Annotated in this window: 26 protein-coding genes and 2 tRNA genes; 13 read left to right on the forward strand and 15 right to left on the reverse strand. The window is 34.2% G+C overall.

From position 1 onward, the window contains the following. Nucleotides 1-28 precede the first annotated feature (28 nt). A complete protein-coding gene (locus tag QLQ94_RS08775) occupies nucleotides 29-571 on the reverse strand; it encodes an RNA methyltransferase (RefSeq protein ID WP_271338240.1) in 543 nt (180 codons plus the stop codon). Between the two features lie 79 nt (nucleotides 572-650). Then, nucleotides 651-1076 carry a DUF1573 domain-containing protein gene (locus tag QLQ94_RS08780; RefSeq protein WP_199002571.1) on the reverse strand — a complete coding sequence of 142 codons (426 nt, stop codon included), beginning with the start codon at nucleotides 1074-1076 and terminating at the stop codon, nucleotides 651-653. 158 nt (nucleotides 1077-1234) lie between these two features. Here QLQ94_RS08780 and mutS point away from each other — a divergent pair, with 158 nt between their 5' ends. From mutS to QLQ94_RS08800, 4 genes are all read left to right on the forward strand, one after another. Beyond that, nucleotides 1235-3841 (forward strand): DNA mismatch repair protein MutS, encoded by a 2607-nt coding sequence (gene mutS, locus QLQ94_RS08785; RefSeq protein WP_482499529.1) that lies wholly within the window; start codon nucleotides 1235-1237, stop codon nucleotides 3839-3841. Nucleotides 3842-3989: 148 nt separating this feature from the next. Beyond that, nucleotides 3990-4062, forward strand: a tRNA-Gly gene (locus tag QLQ94_RS08790). A gap of 14 nt (nucleotides 4063-4076) precedes the next feature. Beyond that, nucleotides 4077-4162, forward strand: a tRNA-Leu gene (locus QLQ94_RS08795). A 139-nt stretch (nucleotides 4163-4301) separates the two neighbouring features. Then, the gene (locus tag QLQ94_RS08800; RefSeq protein WP_271338238.1) at nucleotides 4302-4688 is read left to right on the forward strand and encodes a DUF1508 domain-containing protein; all 387 of its coding nucleotides are present in this window, start codon (nucleotides 4302-4304) and stop codon (nucleotides 4686-4688) included. 119 nt (nucleotides 4689-4807) lie between these two features. Here the strand turns inward: QLQ94_RS08800 and QLQ94_RS08805 are convergent, their stop codons facing one another. Then, complete coding sequence (locus tag QLQ94_RS08805) at nucleotides 4808-5020, reverse strand: PG1828 family lipoprotein (RefSeq protein WP_055095081.1); 213 nt, start codon at nucleotides 5018-5020, stop codon at nucleotides 4808-4810. A gap of 349 nt (nucleotides 5021-5369) precedes the next feature. Next, nucleotides 5370-6599 carry a 3-deoxy-D-manno-octulosonic acid transferase gene (locus QLQ94_RS08810; RefSeq protein ID WP_427401947.1) on the reverse strand — a complete coding sequence of 410 codons (1230 nt, stop codon included), beginning with the start codon at nucleotides 6597-6599 and terminating at the stop codon, nucleotides 5370-5372. Between the two features lie 136 nt (nucleotides 6600-6735). Here QLQ94_RS08810 and QLQ94_RS08815 point away from each other — a divergent pair, with 136 nt between their 5' ends. The 5 genes from QLQ94_RS08815 (at nucleotide 6736) to QLQ94_RS08835 (ending at nucleotide 10005) form a co-directional block, all read left to right on the forward strand. Beyond that, nucleotides 6736-7869 (forward strand): DegT/DnrJ/EryC1/StrS family aminotransferase, encoded by a 1134-nt coding sequence (locus QLQ94_RS08815; RefSeq protein WP_271338236.1) that lies wholly within the window; start codon nucleotides 6736-6738, stop codon nucleotides 7867-7869. Between the two features lie 2 nt (nucleotides 7870-7871). Further along, the gene (locus QLQ94_RS08820; RefSeq protein ID WP_271338235.1) at nucleotides 7872-8312 is read left to right on the forward strand and encodes a nuclear transport factor 2 family protein; all 441 of its coding nucleotides are present in this window, start codon (nucleotides 7872-7874) and stop codon (nucleotides 8310-8312) included. 14 nt (nucleotides 8313-8326) lie between these two features. Continuing rightward, nucleotides 8327-9340 carry a UDP-glucose 4-epimerase GalE gene (gene galE, locus QLQ94_RS08825; RefSeq protein ID WP_271338234.1) on the forward strand — a complete coding sequence of 338 codons (1014 nt, stop codon included), beginning with the start codon at nucleotides 8327-8329 and terminating at the stop codon, nucleotides 9338-9340. A gap of 159 nt (nucleotides 9341-9499) precedes the next feature. Then, entirely contained in the window at nucleotides 9500-9694 is a 195-nt protein-coding gene (locus QLQ94_RS08830) for a hypothetical protein (protein WP_271338233.1), read from the forward strand. Next, nucleotides 9679-10005, forward strand: a complete 327-nt coding sequence (locus QLQ94_RS08835) for a hypothetical protein (RefSeq protein ID WP_271338232.1) — start codon at nucleotides 9679-9681, stop codon at nucleotides 10003-10005. The genes QLQ94_RS08830 and QLQ94_RS08835 overlap by 16 nt, the downstream gene beginning before the upstream one ends. 90 nt (nucleotides 10006-10095) lie before the next feature. Here the strand turns inward: QLQ94_RS08835 and fabD are convergent, their stop codons facing one another. Both fabD and QLQ94_RS08845 read right to left on the reverse strand, forming a co-directional pair. Then, the gene (fabD, locus tag QLQ94_RS08840; RefSeq protein ID WP_271338231.1) at nucleotides 10096-10971 is read right to left on the reverse strand and encodes an ACP S-malonyltransferase; all 876 of its coding nucleotides are present in this window, start codon (nucleotides 10969-10971) and stop codon (nucleotides 10096-10098) included. A 71-nt stretch (nucleotides 10972-11042) separates the two neighbouring features. After that, entirely contained in the window at nucleotides 11043-11405 is a 363-nt protein-coding gene (locus tag QLQ94_RS08845; protein WP_271338230.1) for a DUF983 domain-containing protein, read from the reverse strand. A 95-nt stretch (nucleotides 11406-11500) separates the two neighbouring features. Here QLQ94_RS08845 and QLQ94_RS08850 point away from each other — a divergent pair, with 95 nt between their 5' ends. Then, nucleotides 11501-12361, forward strand: coding sequence for a helix-turn-helix transcriptional regulator (locus QLQ94_RS08850; protein WP_271338229.1), 861 nt, complete (start codon nucleotides 11501-11503; stop codon nucleotides 12359-12361). A gap of 154 nt (nucleotides 12362-12515) precedes the next feature. Here QLQ94_RS08850 and QLQ94_RS08855 read toward each other — a convergent pair whose 3' ends face one another. The 4 genes from QLQ94_RS08855 to QLQ94_RS08870 form a co-directional block, all read right to left on the reverse strand. Then, on the reverse strand, nucleotides 12516-13049 hold the full coding sequence (locus QLQ94_RS08855) for a YceI family protein (protein ID WP_271338228.1): 534 nt from the start codon (nucleotides 13047-13049) through the stop codon (nucleotides 12516-12518). 247 nt (nucleotides 13050-13296) lie between these two features. Beyond that, a complete protein-coding gene (locus tag QLQ94_RS08860) occupies nucleotides 13297-14013 on the reverse strand; it encodes a pirin family protein (protein ID WP_271338227.1) in 717 nt (238 codons plus the stop codon). A gap of 494 nt (nucleotides 14014-14507) precedes the next feature. Further along, nucleotides 14508-14867 (reverse strand): hypothetical protein, encoded by a 360-nt coding sequence (locus tag QLQ94_RS08865; protein WP_271338226.1) that lies wholly within the window; start codon nucleotides 14865-14867, stop codon nucleotides 14508-14510. A 6-nt stretch (nucleotides 14868-14873) separates the two neighbouring features. Continuing rightward, nucleotides 14874-16355 (reverse strand): helix-turn-helix domain-containing protein, encoded by a 1482-nt coding sequence (locus QLQ94_RS08870; protein WP_427401948.1) that lies wholly within the window; start codon nucleotides 16353-16355, stop codon nucleotides 14874-14876. A 196-nt stretch (nucleotides 16356-16551) separates the two neighbouring features. On the opposite strand from QLQ94_RS08870, the gene aceB reads away from it, so the two are divergent. Beyond that, entirely contained in the window at nucleotides 16552-18153 is a 1602-nt protein-coding gene (aceB, locus tag QLQ94_RS08875) for a malate synthase A (RefSeq protein ID WP_482499530.1), read from the forward strand. Nucleotides 18154-18414: 261 nt separating this feature from the next. Further along, nucleotides 18415-19695, forward strand: a complete 1281-nt coding sequence (aceA, locus tag QLQ94_RS08880) for an isocitrate lyase (RefSeq protein WP_271338223.1) — start codon at nucleotides 18415-18417, stop codon at nucleotides 19693-19695. A gap of 200 nt (nucleotides 19696-19895) precedes the next feature. Here the strand turns inward: aceA and QLQ94_RS08885 are convergent, their stop codons facing one another. The 3 genes from QLQ94_RS08885 to purT are packed head-to-tail and all read right to left on the reverse strand — an operon-like array spanning nucleotide 19896 to nucleotide 21951. Beyond that, nucleotides 19896-20471: a Crp/Fnr family transcriptional regulator gene (locus QLQ94_RS08885; protein ID WP_271338222.1), complete on the reverse strand. Its 576-nt coding sequence runs from the start codon at nucleotides 20469-20471 to the stop codon at nucleotides 19896-19898. Next, on the reverse strand, nucleotides 20471-20788 hold the full coding sequence (locus tag QLQ94_RS08890; RefSeq protein ID WP_271338221.1) for a DUF6370 family protein: 318 nt from the start codon (nucleotides 20786-20788) through the stop codon (nucleotides 20471-20473). The genes QLQ94_RS08885 and QLQ94_RS08890 overlap by 1 nt, the downstream gene beginning before the upstream one ends. A gap of 2 nt (nucleotides 20789-20790) precedes the next feature. Further along, nucleotides 20791-21951 (reverse strand): formate-dependent phosphoribosylglycinamide formyltransferase, encoded by a 1161-nt coding sequence (gene purT / locus QLQ94_RS08895; protein ID WP_271338220.1) that lies wholly within the window; start codon nucleotides 21949-21951, stop codon nucleotides 20791-20793. 349 nt (nucleotides 21952-22300) lie between these two features. Here purT and QLQ94_RS08900 point away from each other — a divergent pair, with 349 nt between their 5' ends. Further along, on the forward strand, nucleotides 22301-23143 hold the full coding sequence (locus QLQ94_RS08900) for a hypothetical protein (RefSeq protein ID WP_482499533.1): 843 nt from the start codon (nucleotides 22301-22303) through the stop codon (nucleotides 23141-23143). 40 nt (nucleotides 23144-23183) lie between these two features. Here QLQ94_RS08900 and QLQ94_RS08905 read toward each other — a convergent pair whose 3' ends face one another. Beyond that, a complete protein-coding gene (locus tag QLQ94_RS08905) occupies nucleotides 23184-25058 on the reverse strand; it encodes a peptidase U32 family protein (protein WP_271338649.1) in 1875 nt (624 codons plus the stop codon). 161 nt (nucleotides 25059-25219) lie between these two features. Beyond that, a complete protein-coding gene (locus QLQ94_RS08910) occupies nucleotides 25220-25765 on the reverse strand; it encodes a dihydrofolate reductase family protein (RefSeq protein ID WP_271338648.1) in 546 nt (181 codons plus the stop codon). Nucleotides 25766-25820 lie beyond the last annotated feature (55 nt).

Raw genomic sequence — 25820 nt, forward strand, 5'->3', positions numbered from 1 at the left:
TAACATTTTAGAACAGTAGATGGTTTTCTTAAATTGTATTTGGCCAGTTTAATTTCTGGAATAAATCCCAAACAACAATTCCTGCGCTCACGGCAATATTTAAGGAATGTTTGGTTCCTAATTGAGGAATTTCGATACAGCCATCACAAATTGCTACAGCTTCCTGAGCTACGCCATGAACTTCATTGCCAAAAACAAGAGCATATTTTTGATTTTTCTCAACTTTAAAATCCTGAAGAAAAATAGCACTTTCAACCTGCTCAATAGCCAATGTTAGTACATTTTCTTTTTTAAGATTTTCAATAACTTCCAATACATTTTCATGATGTTCCCAGGCAACAGTGTCAGTTGCGCCAAGAGCAGTTTTATTAATTTCTTTATTGGGAGGAGTAGCCGTAATACCGCACAAAATTATTTTCTCTACTAAAAAAGCATCCGAAGTTCTAAACACAGAACCAATATTGTGTAAGCTGCGAATGTCGTCTAAAACTATTATTAGAGGTGTTTTGTCTGATTTTTTAAAATCTTCGATTGATTTTCTGTCTAGTTCGCTATTTTCGAGTTTTCTCATTTTGTGTTGTATTCAGGTCATAAAAAAAGCTTCCAAAGATAAGGAAGCTTTTTCGATTTATTTTATTTTGTTTTTCAGATTAGCTTTTAACAGGATCTGGTAAAACTGTACCTTTAATAGTAAGTACTTTTGTAGGTTGTCCTTCAGCATTAGAAGTAACAGTTACAGTTTTTGTAAAAGCACCAACTCTGTCAGTAGCGTATTTTACACCAATAATACCTTTAGCTCCCGGAGCGATAGGCTCTTTTGGAGTTGTTGGTACAGTACAACCACAAGATCCTTGCGTATTTGTAATGATTAATGGTTTAGTTCCGTTGTTTACAAAAACGAATTCACGTTTTCCATCAGCGTTGTGAGCGATAGTTCCGTAATCAATAGTTTCTGTTTCAAAGGCCATTCCGGCTCCTTCAACCTTAGCAACTTTAGCCGTTGCTTTTTTAGCTTGAGCGTTAGAAGCAGTAATTCCAACTACAGCTAACATAGCGAATAAAATTATTTTTTTCATCTTTAGAATCTTTGTTTTAATTATGAACAAATCTATATAAAAATCTTATATCTTAATATAAAAATTTCTTAAAATATTTTAATTTTTGAACCACTTCGATATTCCTTCAAAATATTATAAATTCGCTGTCTTATATTTTTCATTTAAAACACAATAATTTGGCAGCGAAAGAGAAAGTGGTGAAAGAAACACCGTTAATGAAACAGTACAACGAAATCAAGAGAAAATATCCTGATGCATGTCTGCTTTTCAGAGTAGGTGATTTTTACGAAACCTTTGGGGAAGACGCAGTTAGAGCATCAAAAATCCTTGGGATAACATTGACTAAAAGAGGTGCTGGTTCTGAAACTGAAACTGCATTAGCAGGTTTTCCGCATCATTCTATTAATACGTACTTGCCAAAATTAGTTAAAGCCGGACTTCGTGTAGCGATTTGTGATCAGCTTGAAGATCCAAAAATGACAAAAACTATCGTGAAACGTGGCGTTACAGAACTGGTAACCCCGGGAGTTTCTTTGAATGATGAGGTTTTACAATCAAAAACAAATAACTTTTTGGCATCTGTTTATTTTGCCAATAAAAATATCGGAGTTTCCTTTCTGGATGTTTCTACCGGAGAGTTTTTAACTGCTCAGGGAAATGCGGAATACATTGATAAATTATTGCAGAATTTTAATCCTAGTGAAATTCTGGTTCCAAAAAATAATAAAGGAGATTTTAAAGCTGCTTTTGGAGAAGACTTTCATACTTTTTATTTAGAAGATTGGATCTACAAAGAAGATTATGCGCTGGAAACGTTGACCAAACATTTTCAGACCGTTTCTTTAAAAGGTTTTGGTATCGAAGAATTAAAAGATGGTATTGTAGCTTCCGGAGCAATTTTATATTATTTATCCGAGACACAGCACAATCGTGTTCAGCATATTACGGCAATTCAGCGTATTGCAGAAGATGCTTATGTGTGGATGGATCGTTTTACTATTAGAAATTTAGAATTATACCATAGTTACAATCCAAATGCAGTAACTCTTTTAGATGTTATCGACAGGACGCTTTCGCCAATGGGCGGACGTTTATTGAAACGTTGGCTGGCTTTACCATTAAAAGATGCTAATAAAATAAAAGGACGTCATGATGTAGTTTCATACCTGAAATCAAATCCTGAAGTTTTATACAATATTCAATATCAAATTAAGCAAATTTCAGATTTAGAGCGTTTGATTTCTAAAATTGCTGCCGGAAAGGTTTCGCCACGTGAAATTGTTTATCTGAAAGAATCTCTTGATGCCATTATTCCAATTAAAACCTTAGCATTAGAAAGTCCGCAGGAAGCAGTGAAAATTATTGGAGATAGTTTGCATTCCTGCGATTTATTACGAGAGAAGATTAAAACGACTTTGAATCAGGATGCACCTGTAGCTATTGCAAAAGGAAATGCGATTGCAAAAGGGATTAGCGAAGAGCTGGATGATTTGCGTGCTATTTCTACATCAGGGAAAGAATACCTGGAAGGAATTGAAAAAAGAGAATCGGAAAGAACGGGAATTTCTTCTTTGAAAATATCTTTCAATAATGTGTTTGGATATTATATCGAAGTTAGAAATACGCACAAAGATAAAGTCCCGACAGAATGGATTCGTAAACAAACCCTGGTAAATGCGGAGCGTTATATTACCGAAGAATTAAAAGAATACGAAACAAAGATTCTAGGTGCTGAAGAGAAAATTCATAAAATCGAATCAGAACTTTTTGAGCAATTAATAGCCTGGATTGCGACTTATATCAAGCCAGTGCAAATAAATGCGAATTTGGTTGCGCAATTAGATTGTTTGTGTTCGTTTACGCAATTGGCCGTAGAGAATCTATATGTATGTCCGGAGATTGATGAAACCTTTGAGCTTGAAATCAAAAACGGAAGGCATCCTGTTATCGAGAAACAATTGCCTGTAGGAACGCCTTATATTGCTAATGATGTTTATTTAGACAGAGAAACGCAACAGCTTATTATGATTACGGGACCCAATATGTCCGGTAAGTCGGCTATTTTAAGACAAACGGCATTAATTGTGTTATTGGCTCAAATGGGAAGTTTTGTTCCGGCTGATAGTGTAAGAATGGGAATTGTGGATAAAATTTTTACCAGAGTAGGAGCATCAGATAATATTTCGATGGGCGAATCTACTTTTATGGTAGAAATGAATGAAACGGCTTCGATCCTCAATAATATTTCTGATCGTAGTTTGGTTTTATTGGATGAAATTGGAAGAGGAACAAGTACATATGACGGAATTTCGATTGCGTGGGCTATTGCCGAGTTTTTACACGAGCACCCGGGAAAACCGAAAACATTGTTTGCAACGCATTATCATGAACTGAATGAAATGACAGATTCGCTGCCAAGAATCCAGAATTATAATGTTGCAGTAAAAGAATTAAAAGACACCGTTCTTTTTATCAGAAAACTGGTAAAAGGAGGAAGTGCGCATAGTTTTGGAATTCATGTAGCAAAAATGGCGGGAATGCCTCAAATCGTAATTTTGAAAGCGCAGAAGTTATTGAAGAAATTAGAAAAAAATCATTCCAGCGATGCGTTAAACGGAGTAAAAGAAGCAGCTGACGAAATGCAGATGAGTTTCTTTAATCTGGATGATCCTTTATTAGAAGAAATAAAAGAAGAGATCATGAGTCTTGATATAAATGCAATAACACCGGTTGAAGCATTAATGAAGCTTAATGAGATTAAAAGGATGTTAGTTAAAAAATAATTCAGATTTAAAGTTTAGGTTATCAGAAAGTTATAAAATAAGCTAAATATTTTTTCAAAAAAGGCTTGTGTAATTGAATAAATGTCCTAAATTTGCACTCGCAATACAGAACAATTCAGGTATTGCGGTTCTTAGTAAAATTTGAAATGCGAAAATAGCTCAGTTGGTAGAGCGCGACCTTGCCAAGGTCGAGGTCGCGGGTTCGAGCCCCGTTTTTCGCTCAACATCATATAATGCTCGGATGGTGAAATTGGTAGACACGCTGGACTTAAAATCCAGTGAACAGCAATGTTCGTGCGGGTTCAAGTCCCGCTCTGAGTACTAAAGCCTCTTCTTTTGAAGAGGCTTTTTTTATGGTGTAAACTCTGCGTGGTTTAAGGTAAATTTGCAAGGTAAATTTATTTGTAAAAGAATCTAAGAATCTAGTTTAAAAACAACAATCTAAAATCTAAAATAATAAATGGGTGCTTTTGTAATAAGTAAGCGATTTAACGATGAATATAAATTCGTATTTACTTCGAGGAAGGGTAAAGTGATATTTACAAGTTTGAGTTATGAATTAAAGTTTGAAGGCGAAGAGGATATTGAAAAGTTTAAAGCTAATATAGATCAGGCCCGTTTTTTAAAATTTAAAGGCTCTGGCGGAAAGTATTTTTTTAAATTGATGTTAGGGGAGGTTCATTTCGCAACGAGTCGTAAATACACTACAGAGTTGCTTTTGCAGAAAGGAATTAAAGAAATTGTGACTTACGGTTCAAGGTCTGAAATTTTGGATTTCTCATCGAGTGAATCGATTTTTGAAGATGAACTGGTCGAGGATGAAGTTGGAGAGGAAATTGAAGGATAGAAAAAAAAGCGATCACTGTGGTGGTCGCTTTTTTTTATGCTGAGTGTTTAATTTTAAAATTAAGCACAAAAAAAACCATCTCAAGGATGGTTTTAAAATTTTTAGAAACTAGGTTCTAATTATTTTTTTACTTCTTCTACTTTAGCAGCAGCAGAGTCAACTTTAGCAGCAGCAGAATCAACAGTTGCAGCAGCAGAATCAACTACAGCAGCAGCAGAATCAACAGCAACAGCAGTAGAATCTACAGACTCAGTAGCTGCAGCGTCAGCTTTTTTACAAGATACAACAGTTAAAACAGCAACAACAGCTAAACTTAAAAATACTTTTTTCATCTTACTTTATTATAAAAGGTTAATTATTAATTCGTGGCAAAGATATAAATTTTTTAATATGTAAAATATTTTTTTATTTTTTTTTTTAAATATTTTCAATTGCTCACGATTATCTTAGTTATCAAATAATATGCCACAATGCTAAAGTTATGTTATATTATTATATTTTTTGAATAAATTATTTTTGTCTGAATATTCAATAAGATAATTGGCTGTTTTATTCCTTTGATTACGATTTGTTTTGGTTTTTATTCATTATTTAGTAAGATAGAGAAAGCAAAAAAAGAGCTTCTTGAAGTTCTTATGCAATTAATAACGAAAATAATAGAGGAATGTTAGTGTGAATTGCTTAAAAAACGACATTCATAATAGTGTCTGTTGCTCCTTTATTGTCCTGAATATATGTTTTACAGATCTGACTTTTTTCTTTTAAGAAATTTTCATCACTAAGCAGACGGTCCAGATTCTGCTTCAATTCATTAGTATCAGAAATTACAATACAGCCTCCAAGTGCAACAAGTTGAATAGCTTCGGCAAAATTGGAGTAATTTGGACCAATCACAATGGGGATTCCAAATGTTGCAGGTTCAAGAATATTATGAATTCCCGGGTTGCCAAAACCTCCGCCTACATAAGCGATCGTTCCGTAACTGTAAATTTTAGTCAGCAACCCTATCGTATCAATAATAAAGACATTGAAGCCTGATAAGTCCAGGTCTTTCTTTTCTGAAAATAATACAGTCGATTTTTTAATTTCGGATTTAAGGCTTGTTATTTGATCAGCTTTGATGTTGTGAGGTGCAATAATGAATTTTACATTATCCGGTGCCTGATTGATGTATTCAATTAACAGGGCTTCGTCTTTTGGCCATGAGCTTCCTATTATTATAACAGGCTGGTTGTTTTTGAAGTTTTCAATAAAATCAAGAGAGTTGTCTCTTTCCAGGATGGCATTGACACGATCAAACCGGGTATCGCCGGAAACAATAACATTGTGAAAACCTATCCTTTCGATTTTTTCTTTCGAACTTTCATTCTGAACAAAGAAATAAGTAAATGCTTTTAGTGCTTTTCTGTAAAAACTACCGTACCATTTAAAAAACATCTGATTGTCCCTGAAGATACCGGAAATCAAATAAGTAGGAGTCTTGCTCGTTTCAAGTTCTTTTAAATAGTTCAGCCAAAATTCATATTTAATAAAAAAAGCCAATTCCGGATTTGCCAGTTTTAAAAATTTCTTTGCATTGTTTTTAGTGTCCAAAGGCAAGTAAACAGTTACATCGGCAACTGTGTTATTTTTACGCACTTCGTATCCGGAAGGAGAGAAAAAAGTAACAATGATTTTATGATCAGGATATTTTTCTTTTATTTTTTCGATTACAGGTAAGCCTTGTTCGTATTCGCCAAGTGAGGCAGCATGAAACCAGATTGTTTTGTCTGAAGGTTTTATTTTTTCTTCTAAAATGTGGAAGACATTTTTACGTCCTTCAACAAAAAGCTTAATTTTCGGACTAAAAAGAGCTACGATTTTCAGAAAAAACCCCGCAATAGAAATAACTAAATTATATAGAAAAAGCATCTGTTTGTTTTTGTGGCTAAATTACGCTTCTTTCAATTATTTTCATTGGTTTGAAGGTATTAAATAACTATTTTTGTTCCTCCTTTTAAAGATTCTGACTTCAAAACAGAACTTTAATTTTAAAAATATATTGAAAATGAAAAAAATTCAAATGGTTGACTTAAAAAGTCAATACGAGAAAATAAAAACTACTGTTGACGCTTCTATTCAGGAGGTTTTAGATACAAATACTTATATAAATGGACCATTAGTTCATCAATTTCAAAAAAATCTTGAAGATTATCTGGGAGCAAAACATGTAATTCCGTGTGCAAACGGAACAGATGCTTTGCAGATTGCCATGATGGGTTTAGATTTGAAACCAGGCGATGAGGTAATTACGGCTGATTTTACTTTTGCAGCGACTGTTGAGGTAATTGCTTTATTGCAATTAACACCTGTTTTGGTAGATGTTGATATGGTAAATATGAATATTGATATCGAAGCTATTAAAAAAGCAATTACGCCAAAAACAAAAGCAATTGTTCCGGTACATTTATTTGGTCGCGCTGCTAATATGGATGCGATTATGGAAATTGCTGCAGAACATAACTTATATGTAATCGAAGATAATGCGCAGGCAATTGGTGCAGATTATATTTCGAAATCAGGAGTAAAAAGCAAAGTAGGAGTAATTGGTCATGTTGCTGCAACTTCATTCTTCCCTTCAAAAAACTTAGGCTGTTATGGCGATGGTGGAGCAATTTTTACCAACGATGATAAACTGGCACACATTATCCGCGGAATCGTAAATCACGGAATGTACGAGCGTTATCATCATGATGTTGTTGGTGTAAATTCACGTTTAGATAGTATCCAGGCTGGGGTTTTAAATGCAAAACTGCCTTTGTTAGACGAATATAATACAGCACGTCGTTTAGCAGCATCAAAATACAATGCAGCTTTTGCAGGAAATACACATATTATAACTCCGGAATTTGATGCCAACGAAAATGATCACGTTTTCCACCAATATGTATTGAGAATTGTTGATGCAGATAGAAATGCTTTATTACAGCATTTGCAGGATAAGCAAATTCCATGTGCTATTTATTACCCAATTCCGTTGCACTCACAAAAAGCTTATGTTGATACTCGTTATAAAGAAGAACAATTTCCGGTTACGAATCAATTAGTAAAAGAAGTTATTGCTTTGCCAATGCATACAGAATTGGATGACGAGCAAATTAAATTCATTACAGATTCAGTTTTAGAATTTTTGAAAAAATAATTATGAGAATCCTGCGTGTTTTAATTTTGATTATTCTTATTCCGTTTTCGGTTTTTGCACAAAAATCGAATGCTAAAGAAGAAACTGCTGTAAACAATCAAGTTGAAATTTTGCGTAAAGCAATGATTGATGCCGATGCAGGTAAATTAAAAGCACTAACTTCTGAAAAATTAACCTACGTTCATTCGAATGGTAATTTTCAAAATCAGGCTGAATTTATAGACGGAATCGTTAGTGGCAAATCTGACTTTGTAACGATAGATTTTCAAAACCAAACGATATCGATTCAGAATGATGTTGCAATAGTGAGACATGTTTTGTCTGCTCACACTAAAGACGGCGGAATTGACAGAGATATAAAAATAGGAATAATGCTTGTTTGGCAAAAACAAAAAAATAACTGGATTCTTATTGCGAGACAAGCTTATAAATTAACTACATAAAAAATAACCACAAAATGAAAGTATTAGTAACAGGAGGATTAGGATTTATTGGTTCTCATACCGTAGTCGAATTGCAAAATGAAGGCTTTGAAGTAGTGATAATTGATAATCTTTCGAATTCTACAGAAGATGTTTTAAAAGGAATTACAGCCATTACAGGAAAAACGCCTTTATTCGAAAAATTAGATTTAAGAGAAAAAGCGTCAGTTCAGGATTTCTTTAAAAAACACAACGATGTTACCGGAGTAATTCATTTTGCAGCTTCAAAAGCAGTTGGAGAAAGTGTCGAACAGCCTTTATTATATTACGAAAACAATATCGCCTCGTTAGTTTATTTGCTGCAGGAATTACAGCAAAAACCTGATGCAAGCTTTATCTTTAGTTCGTCTTGTACGGTTTACGGTCAGGCCGAAAAAATGCCAATTACAGAAGATGCTCCCGTTCAGGCAGCAATGTCTCCATACGGAAATACGAAGCAAATTGGAGAAGAAATCATCACAGATACGGCTAAAGTAACGAATATCAATGCAATTTTATTACGTTATTTTAACCCGGTTGGAGCGCATCCAAGTAACGAAATTGGAGAATTACCATTAGGAGTTCCTCAAAATTTAGTGCCTTTTATTACACAAACTGGAATAGGATTGCGTAAAGAATTATCAGTTTTTGGAGATGATTATCCAACTCCTGACGGAACTGCTGTTCGTGATTATATTCATGTTGTAGATTTAGCAAAAGCACACGTTATTGCATTACAGCGCTTATTTAATAAAAAGAATTTAGAAAAAGTAGAAACCTTTAATTTAGGAACCGGAAAAGGAAGTTCAGTTCTTGAGGTGATTCAAAGTTTCGAAAAAGTAAGCAATAAAAAATTACCATACAAAATTATGCCACGTCGCGAAGGTGATATTACTGAAGCTTACGCTAATACTGATAAAGCAAACAATGTTTTAGGCTGGAAAGCTGAACTAAGTTTAGACGAAGCAATGGCAAGTGCCTGGAAATGGGAACAGAAGGTTCGTTCTTAAACTAGTTTTCAGTTTTCGGTCGCAGTTTTCAGGTAGAGATGCACAGCAGTGCGTCTCAGGTTAGAATATAAAACCCCAAATAATCTAAATTGATTATTTGGGGTTTTTATTTTAGTAAAGATTTTATTTGTAAATTTGTAAGGTAAAATTGTAGGAATTATGAATAATAAAAAAGAAGAACTGAAAAAAGATAATGTTGAAGAACCTACTGTAGAATATGAAGTTCAGAAACCAATATTTAAAGGAATAGATCGAGATACTTTTGATTTTGATGCTGAATTTGCAAAAGGATTAACACCGGAGGAAGCAAAAGTAGAATCTAAAAGGAGAATTAGGGAATGGTGGGGAAAATAGAAGTTATTTATACACCCTCTGTAATTAGTCATCTTAATGATTTGGTTATAATCCTGTATAAAAAAGAATACTTTGGTTTTATAGAATCTGCAGATGAATATGTTGATGATATTTACGATGCCATTCCGGAAAGAATTAAAAAATCTCCTCATAAGCAAACTCCAAAACTTCTTCAGTATTTAGGTTCAAATTATATTTTTTATAAACCAAATACCCGAACAACTTGGTATATCTTTTTCGAAAAAAGAGACCAAAATTATTTGATAACAGGAATTACTAATAATTACTGTGAAGAAGCAAATGAATTATAAAAACAACATCCTCATAAACAATCTGTTCATGAGGATTTTATTTATACAGTCAGTGACTGAAAACTAAAAACTGAGACTGAATACTAAAAATTAAGCATTCGCAGTAACCGCTTCTTTATCAATTTTATTAATCAAACCGGCTAATACTTTTCCGGGACCAACTTCCGTAAACAAAGTAGCGCCATCAGCGATCATTTGTTGAACAGATTGAGTCCATTTTACTGGAGCTGTCAATTGTATGATTAAGTTCTTTTTGATTTCGTTTGCGTCAGAAACAGCACTAGCTGTTACGTTTTGATAAACCGGGCAAATAGGAGTCGAGAAAGTAGTTGCTTCAATTGCAGCAGCCAATTCTTCTCTTGCCGGTTCCATCATTGGCGAGTGAAAAGCGCCTCCAACAGGTAAAATCAAAGCACGTTTTGCTCCGGCAGCTTTCATTGCCTCACAAGCTTTTTCTACTGCTGTAGTTTCTCCTGAAATAACCAATTGTCCCGGGCAGTTGTAGTTTGCAGCAACCACAATTCCGTCAATAGAAGCGCAAACTTCTTCAACAATATTATCAGCTAAACCTAAAACAGCAGCCATTGTCGATGGAGTAATTTCGCAAGCTTTTTGCATTGCTAGAGCACGTTTGGAAACTAATCTAAGACCATCTTCAAAAGATAAAGTCCCGTTAGCAACCAATGCCGAAAATTCTCCAAGAGAATGTCCTGCAACCATTTCGGGTTTAAAATCTTCGCCTAAAGTTTTTGCTAAAATAACCGAGTGTAAAAAAACAGCCGGCTGGGTAACTTTAGTTTCTTTTAGTTCTTCGGCAGTACCCTCGAACATAATATCTGTAATTCTAAAACCTAAAATTTCATTGGCTTTTTCGAATAATGCTGCGGCTAAAGCCGAGCTTTCATATAAGTCTTTGCCCATTCCTGTAAATTGTGCGCCCTGACCCGGAAATACGTATGCTTTCATTTCTCTAATTTAAAGTTGAATTTTTCTAAATTGAAAATTAGTTTCAATTGAAAGGCAAAAATAGTATTTTTTTAGCTCGTATAATCCTTAAACATATAAATCCATGCTAATCTCGAAAATCGGAGATTGAAAGAAGTTAGAAGAATAATTACAACAGCAATAATAGGAATGATTCTCAGGTCGAAATTTTTTTCAAAGAAAAACTGAGCAATGCAATAAGTAGCAATACCTTGCGCAACAGTTAATCCGTAGTTTACATACATAGCACCAAAGAAATAGCCAGGTTCTTTCTGGAACTTATAATTACAATGACTGCAGTATTCATTCATTTTAGGTAAACTAAAATTCAGAAAAATATTTTTGTCTTTAAAGACTTTTCCTGTATGACAAATGGGACATTCGTTTTTAAAAATATGAGTTAATGCACTTGACATGATCTTGTTGTTTTTTATTTATACAAAGGTAATTCAGAGACTTATAAAAGTCTTTTTTATATCTTCGCTACTTATAGCACAATAAAGACATTATTATGAAAAGATATCCCGTTTATAGTGTTCAGAATTTTAGTTGTAATGATATTCATCGTGATTTTTACGTAAATACATTTGCAGAGCATTTAAAAGATCATAGTTTTGTCGAAGAACCACATCGTCATGATTCTTATTTGATGGTTTTTTTTACCAAAGGTTCAGGGCAACACGAAGTTGATTTTGATCAGTTCGAAATAAAAAAAGGCAGTTTATTCGTTCTGCAGCCCGGACAAATGCATCACTGGAGTTTGTCTAAAGATATTGAAGGCTTCGTGATTATTTTTTCGCAGGAACTTTATAATTTGTATTTCGGACAAAAAAATATCAATGAGTATAATTTTTATCACTCCATTCATAACCGGCCGGAAATGGTTTTCGAAGAAAATCAAATACCGAAAATCCTGCCCTATTTTGAGTTATTGATTGAGGAAAACAATCAGGATAATAAATATCAACTGGACAAAATGCTGAATTTGTTAGATTGTATTCATATCGAAATTGCCCGTAAATATAATGAGACCTATTCGCATCAGACACATTCTTATAATATTAAGATAAACACGTTTGAAATGTTTTTGGAGCAATATTTCAGAGAAGAAAAATCGCCTTCTTTTTATGCAGAGAAATTGCATATTACATTGAAGCACTTAAACCGAATCTGTAATGAAATTCTACAAAAAACAGCAACCGAAGTCATTATGGATCGTGTGATTCTGGAAATTAAAAGAATGTTAATCGACAAACAATTGGCGGTAAGTGAAATTGCTTATATAGTAGGTTACGAAGATTACTCTTATTTTTCCCGACTTTTCAAAAAACAAACCGGATTGTCTCCAACCGAATTTCGAAATATAAAATAAGGGCTTCGACTCCGCTCAGCCTGACAATCGTGTTCTCAAAGATATCGTGTGTCAGGCTGAGCGGAGTCGAAGCCCTCGTTTCTAGACAAAAGCCTGCACTTCTTAAAAAGTACAGGCTTTTAAACCAACCAAATTAAATTCTATTTTTACTGGATTAAGCTTGTTTTGCAAATTGTAATTCAATGTTTAAGCGAACTTCTTCACCTACTAAAACACCACCGGTTTCAAGGGCAGAGTTCCAGTTTAAACCCCAGTCTTTACGATTTATTTTTCCTTCAATGCTTAAACCTACTTTAGTATTTCCCCAAGGGTCAGTCATGATTCCGCTAAATTCTACAGGAAATGTTACTGATTTAGAAACACCTTTAATATTTAAATCTCCGGTTAATTGATACTCGCCGTCATTAACTTTTTTGAAAGATGAACCTTTAAAAGTTAATTTTGGGTGATTCTCCGCATCAAAGAAATCTCCACTTCTTAAGTGAGCATCTCTGTCTGCATTTGCAGTATCTATTGAAGCAATGTCTCCTGAAAAATCTATTTGAGCATTTTCGAAATTATCTCCATCAGTAGTAATAGATGCGTCGTAAGTTCCAAATTTTCCTGAAACATTTGTAAACATCATGTGTTTCACTTTAAAACCAATTTCTGAATGTGTTGGGTCAATTGACCATTTTGTAGTTGCCATAATTATTTATTTTTTAATATTAATTTCATTTTGATAAGACAAAGTTACGTCCGTAGTATTCAAAACACACTTAACCTAGATTAAGAAATAAAAAATGTAATACGTTTTGATTACCACACAGTGATTTATTCTGTTTTATAAAATTAATCTTTCTTTTTAAATTTTTGATAAAAAAGAAACGATAATAAATCTGAATATCAGGTTATTATCGTTTCTTGAGAAAAAAGTATTAATTGTGTCTTCTAAATTAATAGTTCATCGGAATATCCATTAAAAGAAATTCAGCATCACTATCTGCTTTTATGTTTAAAATATCAGTTCCTGAAATCCCAACAGCATCACGAGTATTTAATTCCTGACCGTTGATCGTTACGTTTCCTTTTAAAACAAAAGCATAAACTCCGTTTCCTTCTTTTTTAATTTTGTATTCAGTTGCAATTCCGGCATCAAAATTACCCATTTGAAACCAGGCGTCCTGATGAATCCAAACACCTTCATCATCTGCATTTGGAGATAAAATCTGAGCTAATTTATTATGTCTGTCAGCAACATTCAAAGTAATTTGTTGGTAACGAGGATCTACATTTCTTTTGTTCGGGAACAACCAGATTTGCAATAATTTAGTTTGCTGATCTGCATTTGGGTTAAACTCACTGTGTTGAACTCCGGTTCCGGCACTCATCACCTGAATATCACCATTTTTGATAATCTCCGTATTTCCCATACTGTCTTTGTGTGCTAAATCGCCTTCAAGCGGAATAGTGATGATTTCCATATTATCGTGCGGGTGAGTTCCAAAACCCATTCCGCCAGCGATCGTGTCATCGTTTAAAACGCGAAGTGCTCCAAACTGAACTCTTTCAGGGTTGTACCAACTTGCAAAACTAAAACTATGATAAGCGTTAAGCCATCCGTGATTTGCGTTTCCTCTTGTTTCTGCTTTGTGTAATACTATATTTTCCATGATGATATGTGTTTTGTTATTTTTATAGTACAAAGATACCATCAAGGTCAACGAAATGCACTTAATGTAGATTAAGAAAAGATTCTGAGGTTCTAAGTAGCTAAGTTTCTAAGGTTTTTTTTGAAGCAGAAATTTTAGTTTTCAAAAGACCTGAAGTCCCGCTATCCGTTTCAATCTTTTGTGTCCGCCGCGGCGGAGACAAAAGGATTTTTACTTCTATCGGGGCTATGTGAGAAGTTTCATTTTCATAAGTCGTATATGTAGCTCAAAAAGAAAGGAAACGCAAAGTTTGTCATCTCGACGTAGGAGAGATCACAAAAGTGGCTCGACAAAGATTCAGGATTATTGGATCGGAGTTTCTAGTGTGATCTCTCCTACGTCGAGATGACAAGATTGCGAGAAGATTGTGTTTAGATAATTATATTCAGAGGGAAATAAAACTTTGTAACTTCACGTCTTTGCGAGATTTTTTTTTTTTTTTTTAAAACTCCTAATTATTTGATTTTGATTAATTTCCCTTTTCCAACCACTTGGTCAAGGTAATTCGCAGATGAGCTTTGCTTATCATGCATGTTAAATAAAATAGTGTCATTTTTGATTTGATCTTTTGTAATACTTATAATTAAATCTGTATTTATAAAATTGTCCAATAGTATTACATTCCCATATGAGATTTTTCCTTTTGGCAGATACTTGTTATCAAACACAAAAACACTATCGTTAAAAGTAATTTTATCTTTTTGGGTGTAGACATTTTCGTCTTCTATTAAATAATTATAACGGCCAATAAGTTTGTCTGTTTTCTGGTTTGAATTAATAAAAAACAGTGTTATTATTAAAGTGAAATATTTCATACTATTTTAGCTATATTGAGTTATAAACTGTTGAACCACCGCATCTGTATTCTCATGACGTCTTTTCTTCTCCAGCGAAATTGGCGGTGCAGCTCTTTCAAGGCAATCTTTTACATCGCAGGTTTCGCAAGTAACACCAACAATCCTTTTTACTAGAGGTTTTCCATCAATAAATTTGAATTTCTTTTTCATTGCAGTTGTAATCAGGATTCCAACCGAAATACTTCTGATACAATTTTCTACAAAAGGATCTTTCGTGGCTGATGAAAAGACTAAATATTCATTACCACTGTGTGCATAACTGGAAATTTGTGCATCAAAAAAATGAGATTTATTCTGATTGATTGCTTCGTCTATGGTTTTGATAGAAACCCATCTTCTGCAATAATGCTCATTGGTTTCGTTGGCGTGCGGTTCTTGTTGATTGGTAATATGTAATTCCTTTTTTATTAGGTATTTATCAGAACCTATTTTGTGTGACATTCTTAAAAAGAACAAATTTTTCAGGTGAAAATCTTTGGGTAATAAATTGGTTAATCTCTGATAAAACGATTCAGGCGAAACTTCAAAACTTTCTATCAACGCAACGAATTCTTCTGGATTTGGTTTTTCGTTATTTAAGAAATCATTGATTTTGCTGGCAACTAATTGTCTGGGTAATAACAAAGCTCCTGCAAAGTACGAAGCATAAAAGTTGTGAAGGACCTGATCAAAATTTTCGAATTTAATCCAACTGAAAGTTAGTAATCTGTCAGATATTTTTAGGTAGTTATAAGCAATTTCTTTGGCTAAAATAAATGCTTTCTGCGGATTATCCAATTCTGTAGAGAGTAACAATGTTTTGCTTTTGGGAACATAAATAGAACGTAAGTCACCCAAAGCTTCCTGTTCAGAAAATACTATTTCTTTAATTTTATAATCAAACTCTTCTTTTAATATGGCCTCTAATTCTTCGATACTCACTTTTGAATCTAAATTGATCTGAAATGATTTTGAAAAAGAAATGACTTTATCTTCCAGGTCTTCAAAATAATTATTGTGTGCTTCCTGATAAGATCGTAAAGCGGCCAAAAAGAAACTTTCCCTGCTTAAATTATAATGTTGGGCAATTTCAATAATAGTACTAATAAAGGCATTGACTTTGGCTGGTGCATTTGCAATAATATCTATTAAATCGGCTTCCTGAATACCAAAAAGCTCTAGTGGAATCTCTTTTAAAATACCTGATTTTAAAATTTCACCAATCGGAGCGAGGTTATTGTCGAGCTTTAAAGATACCATTTGGTCGTATGGAACGTCCAGATGTTCGCATAAAAGCAAAATTTTATCTGTTTTTGGATATTTTTTTCCCTTTTCAATCTCGTTTAAATACGATTTTGAAAGATTTGTCAACTTGGCTAAGCCAAAAAGTGAAAGATTTTTTTGGGTGCGGACTTGCTTGAGTTTTAGCCCAAATATCAGCTTTATATAGTCTTTTTCGATATCCATAAATCAAATATAATCATTTAAAAAATAATCGCCAAAATATTATTTTTAATATTTAGCGAACGTTCGCTTGTTTTGTGAAGAACTTTTTTCTAATATTGTGGTGTAGAAAATATTAGATATCAATTGATTACGAATTTAAGTCTTTAGAAAGATGTGATTGATTTGATTATTGCTAATTAAAATAAAATCCACAGCTATGAAAAACCAATTAGAGATTACCGAAACGGCAATGGAATTTTTAGCCGAAAAGAAGCTTTCTTATCCGAAAATCTGGACAGATGAAGCGATTGTTTTTATAACCGAATTGCATCGCAAATTCGAATCGCAGCGAAAACTGTTATTGTTACAGCGCGAACAAAAACAAACTGCTTTTGATCAGGGCGTCATGCCGGTTTTTATAGCCGAAACTAAAAGTGTCAGAGAAAGTAATTGGACAGCTGGAGAAATTCCGAAAGATTTATTAGATCGTAGAGTCGAAATTACCGGACCGGTTGATCGCAAGATGATTATCAATGCATTGAATTCAGGAGCGAAAACTTTTATGGCTGATTTTGAAGATAGTACTTCGCCAACCTGGAAAAATTTAATGGATGGGCAAGTGAATTTAATTGATGCCGTAAACAAGACAATTTCACATACAGATTTAATTAAACACAAATCGTATCAATTGAATGAAAAGATTGCAACGCTAATGGTACGTCCGCGTGGTTTGCACTTGCCGGAAAAGCATCTTTTGATTGAAGGAAAAGAAGTTTCAGGCTCTTTAGTAGATTTTGGATTGTATGTTTTTCATAATCACAAAAGGCTTTTAGAAAATAATTCGGGACCATATTTTTATATTCCAAAATTAGAGCATTATCTGGAAGCACGCTGGTGGAACAATGTGATTGATTTTACTGAGGATTATTTGAAACTGGAAAGAGGAACTATAAAAGTGACTGTTTTAATTGAAACAATCACGGCAAGTTTTCAGTTAGACGAAATTATATATGAATTGAAAGATCATATTGTGGGATTGAATTGCGGTCGTTGGGATTATATTTTCTCTTACATCAAGAAATTCCGTAAGAATCCAAAATTCATCGTTCCAGATCGCGGTCAGGTAAATATGACTTCCCCTTTTATGAATGCCTATTCGAATTTGGTAATTCAGAGATGTCATAAACGCGGCATTCATGCAATTGGCGGAATGGCAGCTCAAATTCCGATTAAAAATAATGAAGAAGCGAATGCAGCTGCTTTTGCAAAAGTGAAAGCGGATAAAGAACGCGAAGTTCGAAATGGCCATGACGGAACATGGGTAGCGCATCCGGATTTGGTTGCAATTGCAAAAGAAATTTTTGATAAAGAGATGCCAACACCTAATCAGATTCATATAAAAAGAGAACATCGAAAAATTACAGAAGCTGATTTGATTGAACCACCAATTGGAATCATAACTGAAAACGGCGTTCGCAAAAACATCAATGTTGGTGTTTTGTATTTGGCTTCATGGCTAAACGGACAAGGAGCAGCTGCGTTGCATAATTTGATGGAAGATGCTGCAACGGCTGAAATCTCAAGATCTCAATTGTGGCAATGGCTTCAGAATAAAGTGGTTTTGGATAATGGACGAAATCTTGATTTGGCGTATTATCACGAATTGGCTTTAGAGGAATTCCAGAAAATAAAAGACGAATTAGGCGAAGAAAATCATGAAAAACAACAATTTCCTTTGGCTGAAAAGGTTTTAGAGAGATTGGTTGTAAATCCTGATTTCGTTGATTTCCTGACTATTCCGTGTTACAAGTATTTATAAAAAAAACATTGAGTTTAATTTTAAACACATAGAAACATAGGTTTATGATTGTCTAAAATTAACTTTTAGAGAATTATAAAAAACAAGTTTTTCGCACATAGCTATGTGTGTTCAAACAAGTGAAGCGCCTTTAACCACAAAGAAAAGCTATGTTCTATGTGTTAGAAAAAAAACAAAAAAAAAAATTTTTTGAGTCTCAGTAGAAAACTGCGACTGCAAACTGAAAACTTTTACTCACTAACCAACTTAACTATACTATTTATGAAAACAACAGAAGACAGAATTCAGGAATTGATTAACGATTGGATTACGAACCCAAGATGGAAAGGTGTTGAACGCCCGTATACGGCTACAGAAGTAGTTACACTTCAGGGATCGTATCAAATTGAGCATTCTATTGCCAAAATGGGAGCGCAAAAATTATGGAAAAAGTTAAAAAGTCAGGATTATGTTGCTGGTTTGGGCGCTTTAACAGGAAATCAGGCGATTCAGGAAGTCGATGCTGGTCTTGAAGCAATTTATTTGAGCGGTTGGCAAGTTGCTGCTGATGCAAATTTAGCAGGAGAAATGTATCCGGACCAATCGCTTTATCCTGTAAATAGTGTGCCAATGGTAGTAAAAAAAATAAATAATGCTTTATTACGAGCTGATCAGATTCAGACCGTAAACAGAGTTGAAGATAAAAAAGATTATTTGGTTCCAATTGTGGCTGATGCGGAAGCTGGTTTCGGGGGAAATCTAAATGCTTTCGAACTAATGAAATCGATGATTGAAGCAGGAGCTTCAGGAGTTCATTTTGAAGATCAGTTGAGTTCGGCTAAAAAGTGCGGACATTTAGGAGGCAAAGTTTTGGTGCCTACTCAGGAAGCAATTAATAAACTAATTGCAGCACGTTTGGCTTCTGATGTTATGGGAGTTTCGACTTTGATTGTAGCAAGAACTGATGCTGATGCAGCAAATTTGTTAACGAGTGATGCAGATCCAAGAGATGCTAAATTCATTACTGGGGAAAAAACCAACGAAGGGTTTTTCTATGTAAACAGCGGAATCGATCAGGGAATTGCAAGAGGTTTGAGCTACGCACCTTACGCTGATTTGATTTGGATGGAAACCAGTAATCCTGATTTGGTTTATGCCAAAAAGTTTGCCGATGCCATGAAAAAAGAATTTCCGGATAAAATGCTGGCTTACAATTGTTCTCCTTCATTTAACTGGGCGGCAAAATTATCAGTTGCTGAAATGGAGACATTCAGAGAAGATTTGGCTGCAATGGGATATAAATTCCAGTTCATTACTTTAGCAGGATTCCATGCTTTAAATACAAGTATGTTCGAATTGTCTAAAGCCTACAAAGAGCGCGGAATGGCAGGATATTCTGAATTGCAGGAAAGAGAATTCGCTCTGCAAAGCAGCGGATTCAGAGCGGTAAAACATCAGGCTTTTGTTGGAACTTCTTATTTTGATGCGGTACAAAATACAGTAACAATAGGAAAATCGACAACAACGGCAATGAAACATTCTACAGAGGTTGAGCAATTTTAATTCAAAAAAACACGGTCTTTGGCCGTGTTTTGTTTTTTGCCACAGATTACAAAGATTAAAAAGATTTTTTTCGAAACGAATTTTACTAATTTTCACTAATTTTTATTTAATTTTTCACTCAATTTAATTCGTGAAAATTAGTGAAATTCGTGGCAACATTTTTTAATCATTTTAATCTGTGAAATCTGTGGCTATAAAAACTATTTTTTCAAAAGCCTTGCTTTCATTTTGCTGAAAAATTCAGGTGTTACACCAATGAAAGAAGCAATTTGTTTTTGAGGTACTTTATGAACGAGCGTTCCATATTTAGTACAGAATTTCTCGAAGCGTTCTTCAGCGGGTAAACTTAAATTATCCATTAATCGTTGTTGATTGGCGACCAATGAATTTTCGATTAAAATCCTGAAAAAACGTTCTAATTTTGGGATGTCGAGATATAATTGCTCCTGGTTTTCTTTGGATAATGAAACAACTTCTGCATCTTCTAAAACTTCTATAAAAAGCTGTCCAGGTTTTTGCGAAAAAAAGCTGTACATATCGCTCATCCACCAGCCTTGACAAGCAAACGCCAGAACATGCTCGACAATATTATCATTGATATTGAAACTTCTTAAAATTCCTGAATTGACAAAATAGGAATGTTTGCAAACTTCTCCGGCACTTAGTAGAATCGTTTTGGCTTTATAAGTATGTGTTTCGGTTTTCGATAAAAAATGTGCTTGCTCTTCTGGGGTTAAGGAAACGTGTTTGGCAATATTTTCAAGGATTAGCTCCATTATTTTTCTTTTATCAAAGTGAATGAAGTAGCTTTAAAACGACCATTTTCTACTTTTCCGGTAACAGAAGCTTTGCGGATTTTATTGCAAAAGCCATCTTCGGCATGTGCGTCACCGTGTTGGTCAATCGTAGTTCCGTCAACAAAATAAGGCTTCCCATCAATTCGAACGGCTAAATCACAGCTTTTGCCTTTCATCCCAAATTGACATTCACCACAAGCAGTTTCTACAATTTGAGGTTTTTCGGTTGTTTTTTTATCCTGAGCTTGCGTTGCTATTCCAACAAATAGGAATGCTATAAAGAGTAGTTTTTTCATTTTTAAGAGTTTACAGTTATTAATTTTGAAGTTGTTTTGGCGCGTTCTACAATTTCTTCAATTGGAGTTGCTAATGTATCATGGCTTAAAACGACGCCCATTCGGCGGTATGGTCTTGAAGTTGGTTTGCCAAAGATTCTGAAATCGGTTTTGGGTAAAGCAGCTACTTTTTCGATTCCGGTAAAAGTAGGATTCGAGGAATCTTCTGATGCTAAAATTACGGCACTTGCTCCGGCTTTTTCAAGTGTGATTTCGAAAATAGGTAAACTTAAAATGGCTCGTAAATGCAATTCGAATTCATTGAAATTTTGTGTTCCTGCTAATGTTACCATCCCTGTATCATGCGGACGTGGAGAAAGCTCAGAGAAATAAACACCATCATTTGTTAAAAAGAATTCAACGCCAAATAATCCTGCGCCACCAAGTGCTTCGGTAATTTTCTCTGCCATATCCTGCGCTTCATACAAATCGGCCTCAGAAACTTTTGCGGGTTGCCAGCTTTCCTGATAATCGCCGCGTTCTTGTCGGTGTCCAATTGGAGAACAAAAAAGCGTTGGATTATTATTTTGAGTAATCGTTAAAAGCGTAATTTCAGAATTGAAATCTACAAAAGCTTCTACGATAACTTCGATTACATCGCCACGAGAGCCAGCAACGGCATATTGCCATGCTTTTTCGATATCACTTTCAGATTTTATGGTCGATTGTCCTTTTCCTGACGAAGACATTAAAGGTTTTACTACACAGGGAATCCCAACTTCCTGAACGGCTTTTTGTAATTCTTCTGCTGAAGTGGCGTATTGGTATTTGGCTGTTTTTAGTCCTAGTTCTTTTGATGCTAAATCACGAATCGCTTTACGGTTCATTGTAAAGTTGGCTGCTTTTGCCGAAGGAACAACGGTAATACCCTGTTTTTCGTAATCGTAAAAACGTTCAGTACGAATGGCTTCTATTTCTGGAACTATAAAGTCTGGTTTGTGTTTGGCTACGATTCGGTCAAGAGCTTCGCCGTCCAGCATGTTGATTACTTCGAATCCGTGGGCAACCTGCATTGCCGGAGCATTTTCGTAACTGTCAACAGCAATTATAGTTTGTCCGATTCGTTGCGCGGCGATGACAAATTCTTTGCCTAATTCGCCTGAACCAAGGAGTAGTATTTTCATTTTAGTGAATTCATTTTGATTTAGTAAAGATAAAACAATGAATTTTATTCTCACGCAGATTTTGCAGATTCAGCAGATTTTAAATTAATTAGAAATTTAATTTTTAGATGAAGTTATCGAAAAGACAAGATTGTCCATTATACTTCATAAATATAAAAAGTTCTTGTTAACTCGTTTGTCTGACGGGTAGAAAAGATAGTTCCCTTAAAGGAAATATGTCAAAATTATTTTGTGGAGTAAAATTTTGTTAATAATTATAAAATAACTTGATGGTTGGCTGATCTGAAATCTTCTTTAAAGCCACGCGATATTTATATATTTGCCGGCTTACAAATAAAACCCCAAAAGAATGAAGTTAAAATTTTTTTTAGTGATGAGTGCTTTATGCATTACATCTCTTTTACAGGCACAATCAGGAGGTATTACGTTTAAATTAGGAATGGGAGAACAAAAAGCAGATGCGATTGTTTTTAAAAAAGACAAACAAAAAATTAACGGGATTGTTAAGTTTCCTGGTTTTGCTAGTAAAAAAGTGAAAATTAAAGTTGGCGAGAGTAATGAAAAATACGCAAGTAAAGACTTAGATTCGATTCAGATTTTTGATGCAAATAAAAAACTGTCTTACACTTTTGTATGGACAAAAACGAAAGTATACAAAAAGAAGGGTACAGAATTTAAGATTATAAAGGAAAATTGGATCTGCAAGATCATTGAAGGAAAAGCTTCTTTGTATTTAGGTGGAGAGGATTATGGAATTAAGGAAGTTAAGGTAAAGAATGAAGAGACGAATGAAAAGATAAAAGAACCTAAAATGGAAGTCGTATCTAAAGATGTCAATCACTATCTGAAAAGAAGTAATGAAGATTATCCTGTATTGGTTTCTATAAGTTCAAATGGTTTTTCTGCCGGGTTTAATGTTTTTTTTAAAGAGTATGGCGTTTATTATTTTAGCGACAGTCCTGAAATTGCAAATAAAATCCAGGATAAAGAATATAAGTATTCTGATATTGAGAAAGTCGTAAATTTGTATAACGAAATATACAGACAAAAAGAAAAAGAAAGACTGGAGCAGGAAGAAAAGGAAAGAAAAAAATTAGAAGAAAAAGATACAAAATCTAAGGTTACTGCCAAACCAAAGGCCGCTACGAAACCGAAGACCACAGCAAAACCTAAAAACGCCAAGAAAAAATAAATAAAAAAAGCGATACTTAAAAAGTATCGCTTTTGTGTTTTTAGTGAAATTGATCCTCTTCAATTTCAAATTCGGCATCTTTTTCCCAAATTTCCATTTCGCAGGGCTTGCAGTTGAATTTTAGTTTGTATTCAAGCTCGCCTTGTTTTAAGACCAATGGTTCTTTTACTTTAACACCCATTATATCTTTTTGGTGTATTGGGCATTTTTTTAATTCGTATTTGATGCAATATTTGGTTGTCATCACGCGTGATTTTCCTGGGTCCCATTGCAGTTCAAAAGCTTTTTCGATTTCGGTTACACCATGACGTTCGTAGAATTTACGGGCCGTTTTGTTCGAAACGTTGTACATAAAATCTAGTTTTGTTTCTGGATAAGGATGAGAAGTTTTTACCAATTGGTGTTCTTCGCGTTTGTAATTTGCCAAACGTATTTCTGTCAATTGATCGTAAACTGTTCTTCGCATTTCGTTGATTTTTGAAATAGGGAGGAACCAGTTTTGAGTAAATATTACATTGATTTCATCAGCAGTATAAGGTGTAAAACCTGTTTTTGCCAATTGTGTTTTGATGTTTTCTTCTATCGATTCACCGGTTTTAGTCTGTTCTTTTGAATGTTCTAAAGTAACAGTACTTACATTTCCATCTTCGTCGGTTGCGATAAGTTCGAAACCTTTTTCGTTTTCGGTAAGTAATAATGTAGTACTTAATTTTCGAACAGCACTATCTTCTCTTTCTACAATTTTAATAAAAGCGGCATCGTTATTACGGTAGATAAAAGTTCCGTCTTTTACTTCTTTTAAAACGTTTGGATATATTTTACCGTTTTCGGCTTTGTTTACGTAGATTCCGTCTGCTTCGTTATTTTCGTTAATGAAACAAAGTCCGTCGCCATTGTTTAGTAATTCGCCATTTTCGATTTCGTAAGCGTTTCCAATAGTTCGGATCAATTTACCAATATATTGTCCCTTTGATTTTGGGCTTTCCCAGGAACCAATACTATTGTGTCTGTCGTTTACAAAATAATCAGTATAACCGCGGTTGAAAGTTCTGTTTAGAGAAGAATCAAAAGTATAAGTACATTTTCCGGAAGAAGCTTTGGTGTATTTTTCGCTTCCTTCTGCTTCTAAGAAGCTATCTAATTTTTGACGTAAATAAGAAACGTTATTTTTTACATAAACAACATCTTTAAGTCGTCCTTCGATTTTAAAAGAGACAATTCCGGCTTCAATAAGATTTGGGATTTGGTCTGAAATATCTAAATCCTTAATCGAAAGCAAGTGACTGTTTTTGATTAAAGTTTCTCCGTTTCCGTCGATTAGGTTATATGGTAAACGACAGTTTTGAGCACAAGAACCACGATTCGCGCTTCGTTCTCCGTTAGCAACACTCATATAACAGTTTCCACTAAAAGATACGCATAAAGCTCCGGTTACGAAAAATTCTAGTTCAACATCAGCTTCGTCGTAAATCGTTTTAATTTGATGCAGGTTCAATTCACGCGCTAAAACTACACGTTTGATTCCGGCATCTTTAAGGAATTTAATTTTATCAGCATCACGATTATTGGCTTGTGTGCTGGCGTGAAGTACGATAGGAGGAAGCTCCATTTCCATGATTGCCATATCCTGAATGATAAGGGCATCAACACCAATATCGTATAATTCATAGATCATCTGGCGACAGGTTTCAAGTTCGTTGTCGTACAAAATGGTATTCATAACCACAAAAACCTGCGCATTAAATAAATGTGCATATTTTACTAATGCGGCTACATCTTCGATTGAATTGTTAGCATTAGAACGCGCACCAAATTGCGGTGCACCAATATAAACAGCATCGGCACCACTATTTATGGCAGCCATTCCTCCAATTAAATCTTTTGCTGGAGCTAATATTTCTATCTTTTTCTTCATCCAGTTGATGATAAATTATTTATTTCTAAAACTTTATACTTTTGAGTTTTCGCCCAAAAAAGTTTGCAAAGTTCTTATAAATAATTCGAGTTTACTAATGCTAAAGTGACTTTTTTTTAAATAGTTAGTTAATATAGAATGATGATATTTAAATTTTGAATTTACTTATTTGGTTCGTAGATAAGTTGCACAACTCCTGATTTGAAAACATTGGTTTTAAGTAGTTTTAATTCTATTCGTTCTTGTAAGTCCTCAAACAATGGTTTGCCATTTCCTAACGCAATAGGATGAACTGATATTCTGTAGGTATCAATAAGCTTCAATTGAATAAATGTCTTAATAAGGCTCGCTCCGCCATACAACCATATATCTTTTCCTGATTGTTGTTTGATCTCATTAACTTTATTTGAGATTTCAGAATTTATAAAAGTGGCATTATCATCTTTTCTGTTTTGATTCGAAAAAACAAATTTCTCTTTAGCATGTACTGTTTTCCAAAGTGATTTTTCATCTTGATTTGCATTTTCATCCGGTTGATAATTCCCCCACATATCATAACTTACTCTGCCATAAAAGATAGTGTCTACGCTTGATAAAAATCCATCAAAATCCATATCGTCGTCCATTATGCACCAATCAGTTTCTCCGTTAGGGCCTTCAATAAAACCATCTAGTGTTACAGCTAAATCTAAAATTACTTTTTTCATTTAATATTGTTTTTGTTTTTATTAGGTATAAAAATATAATATTTCATATCTAATA

The organism is Flavobacterium sp. B114r (genome assembly GCF_056824125.1).

Coding starts and splice junctions, on each gene's coding strand:
- QLQ94_RS08870 (WP_427401948.1), bottom strand. CDS start 16,355: ATGGATATCGAAAAAGACTATATAAAGCTGATATTTGGGCTAAAACTC.
- QLQ94_RS08780 (WP_199002571.1), bottom strand. CDS start 1,076: ATGAAAAAAATAATTTTATTCGCTATGTTAGCTGTAGTTGGAATTACT.
- fabD (WP_271338231.1), bottom strand. CDS start 10,971: ATGAAAGCATACGTATTTCCGGGTCAGGGCGCACAATTTACAGGAATG.
- QLQ94_RS08775 (WP_271338240.1), bottom strand. CDS start 571: ATGAGAAAACTCGAAAATAGCGAACTAGACAGAAAATCAATCGAAGAT.
- QLQ94_RS08805 (WP_055095081.1), bottom strand. CDS start 5,020: ATGAAAAAAGTATTTTTAAGTTTAGCTGTTGTTGCTGTTTTAACTGTT.
- QLQ94_RS08910 (WP_271338648.1), bottom strand. CDS start 25,765: ATGAAAAAAGTAATTTTAGATTTAGCTGTAACACTAGATGGTTTTATT.
- QLQ94_RS08855 (WP_271338228.1), bottom strand. CDS start 13,049: ATGGCAACTACAAAATGGTCAATTGACCCAACACATTCAGAAATTGGT.
- QLQ94_RS08905 (WP_271338649.1), bottom strand. CDS start 25,058: ATGAAGAAAAAGATAGAAATATTAGCTCCAGCAAAAGATTTAATTGGA.
- QLQ94_RS08800 (WP_271338238.1), top strand. CDS start 4,302: ATGGGTGCTTTTGTAATAAGTAAGCGATTTAACGATGAATATAAATTC.
- QLQ94_RS08830 (WP_271338233.1), top strand. CDS start 9,500: ATGAATAATAAAAAAGAAGAACTGAAAAAAGATAATGTTGAAGAACCT.
- QLQ94_RS08860 (WP_271338227.1), bottom strand. CDS start 14,013: ATGGAAAATATAGTATTACACAAAGCAGAAACAAGAGGAAACGCAAAT.
- purT (WP_271338220.1), bottom strand. CDS start 21,951: ATGAAAATACTACTCCTTGGTTCAGGCGAATTAGGCAAAGAATTTGTC.
- QLQ94_RS08850 (WP_271338229.1), top strand. CDS start 11,501: ATGAAAAGATATCCCGTTTATAGTGTTCAGAATTTTAGTTGTAATGAT.
- galE (WP_271338234.1), top strand. CDS start 8,327: ATGAAAGTATTAGTAACAGGAGGATTAGGATTTATTGGTTCTCATACC.
- QLQ94_RS08885 (WP_271338222.1), bottom strand. CDS start 20,471: ATGGAGCTAATCCTTGAAAATATTGCCAAACACGTTTCCTTAACCCCA.
- QLQ94_RS08865 (WP_271338226.1), bottom strand. CDS start 14,867: ATGAAATATTTCACTTTAATAATAACACTGTTTTTTATTAATTCAAAC.
- aceA (WP_271338223.1), top strand. CDS start 18,415: ATGAAAACAACAGAAGACAGAATTCAGGAATTGATTAACGATTGGATT.
- QLQ94_RS08810 (WP_427401947.1), bottom strand. CDS start 6,599: ATGCTTTTTCTATATAATTTAGTTATTTCTATTGCGGGGTTTTTTCTG.
- QLQ94_RS08900 (WP_482499533.1), top strand. CDS start 22,301: ATGAAGTTAAAATTTTTTTTAGTGATGAGTGCTTTATGCATTACATCT.
- QLQ94_RS08815 (WP_271338236.1), top strand. CDS start 6,736: ATGAAAAAAATTCAAATGGTTGACTTAAAAAGTCAATACGAGAAAATA.
- QLQ94_RS08845 (WP_271338230.1), bottom strand. CDS start 11,405: ATGTCAAGTGCATTAACTCATATTTTTAAAAACGAATGTCCCATTTGT.
- QLQ94_RS08890 (WP_271338221.1), bottom strand. CDS start 20,788: ATGAAAAAACTACTCTTTATAGCATTCCTATTTGTTGGAATAGCAACG.
- QLQ94_RS08820 (WP_271338235.1), top strand. CDS start 7,872: ATGAGAATCCTGCGTGTTTTAATTTTGATTATTCTTATTCCGTTTTCG.
- QLQ94_RS08835 (WP_271338232.1), top strand. CDS start 9,679: ATGGTGGGGAAAATAGAAGTTATTTATACACCCTCTGTAATTAGTCAT.
- aceB (WP_482499530.1), top strand. CDS start 16,552: ATGAAAAACCAATTAGAGATTACCGAAACGGCAATGGAATTTTTAGCC.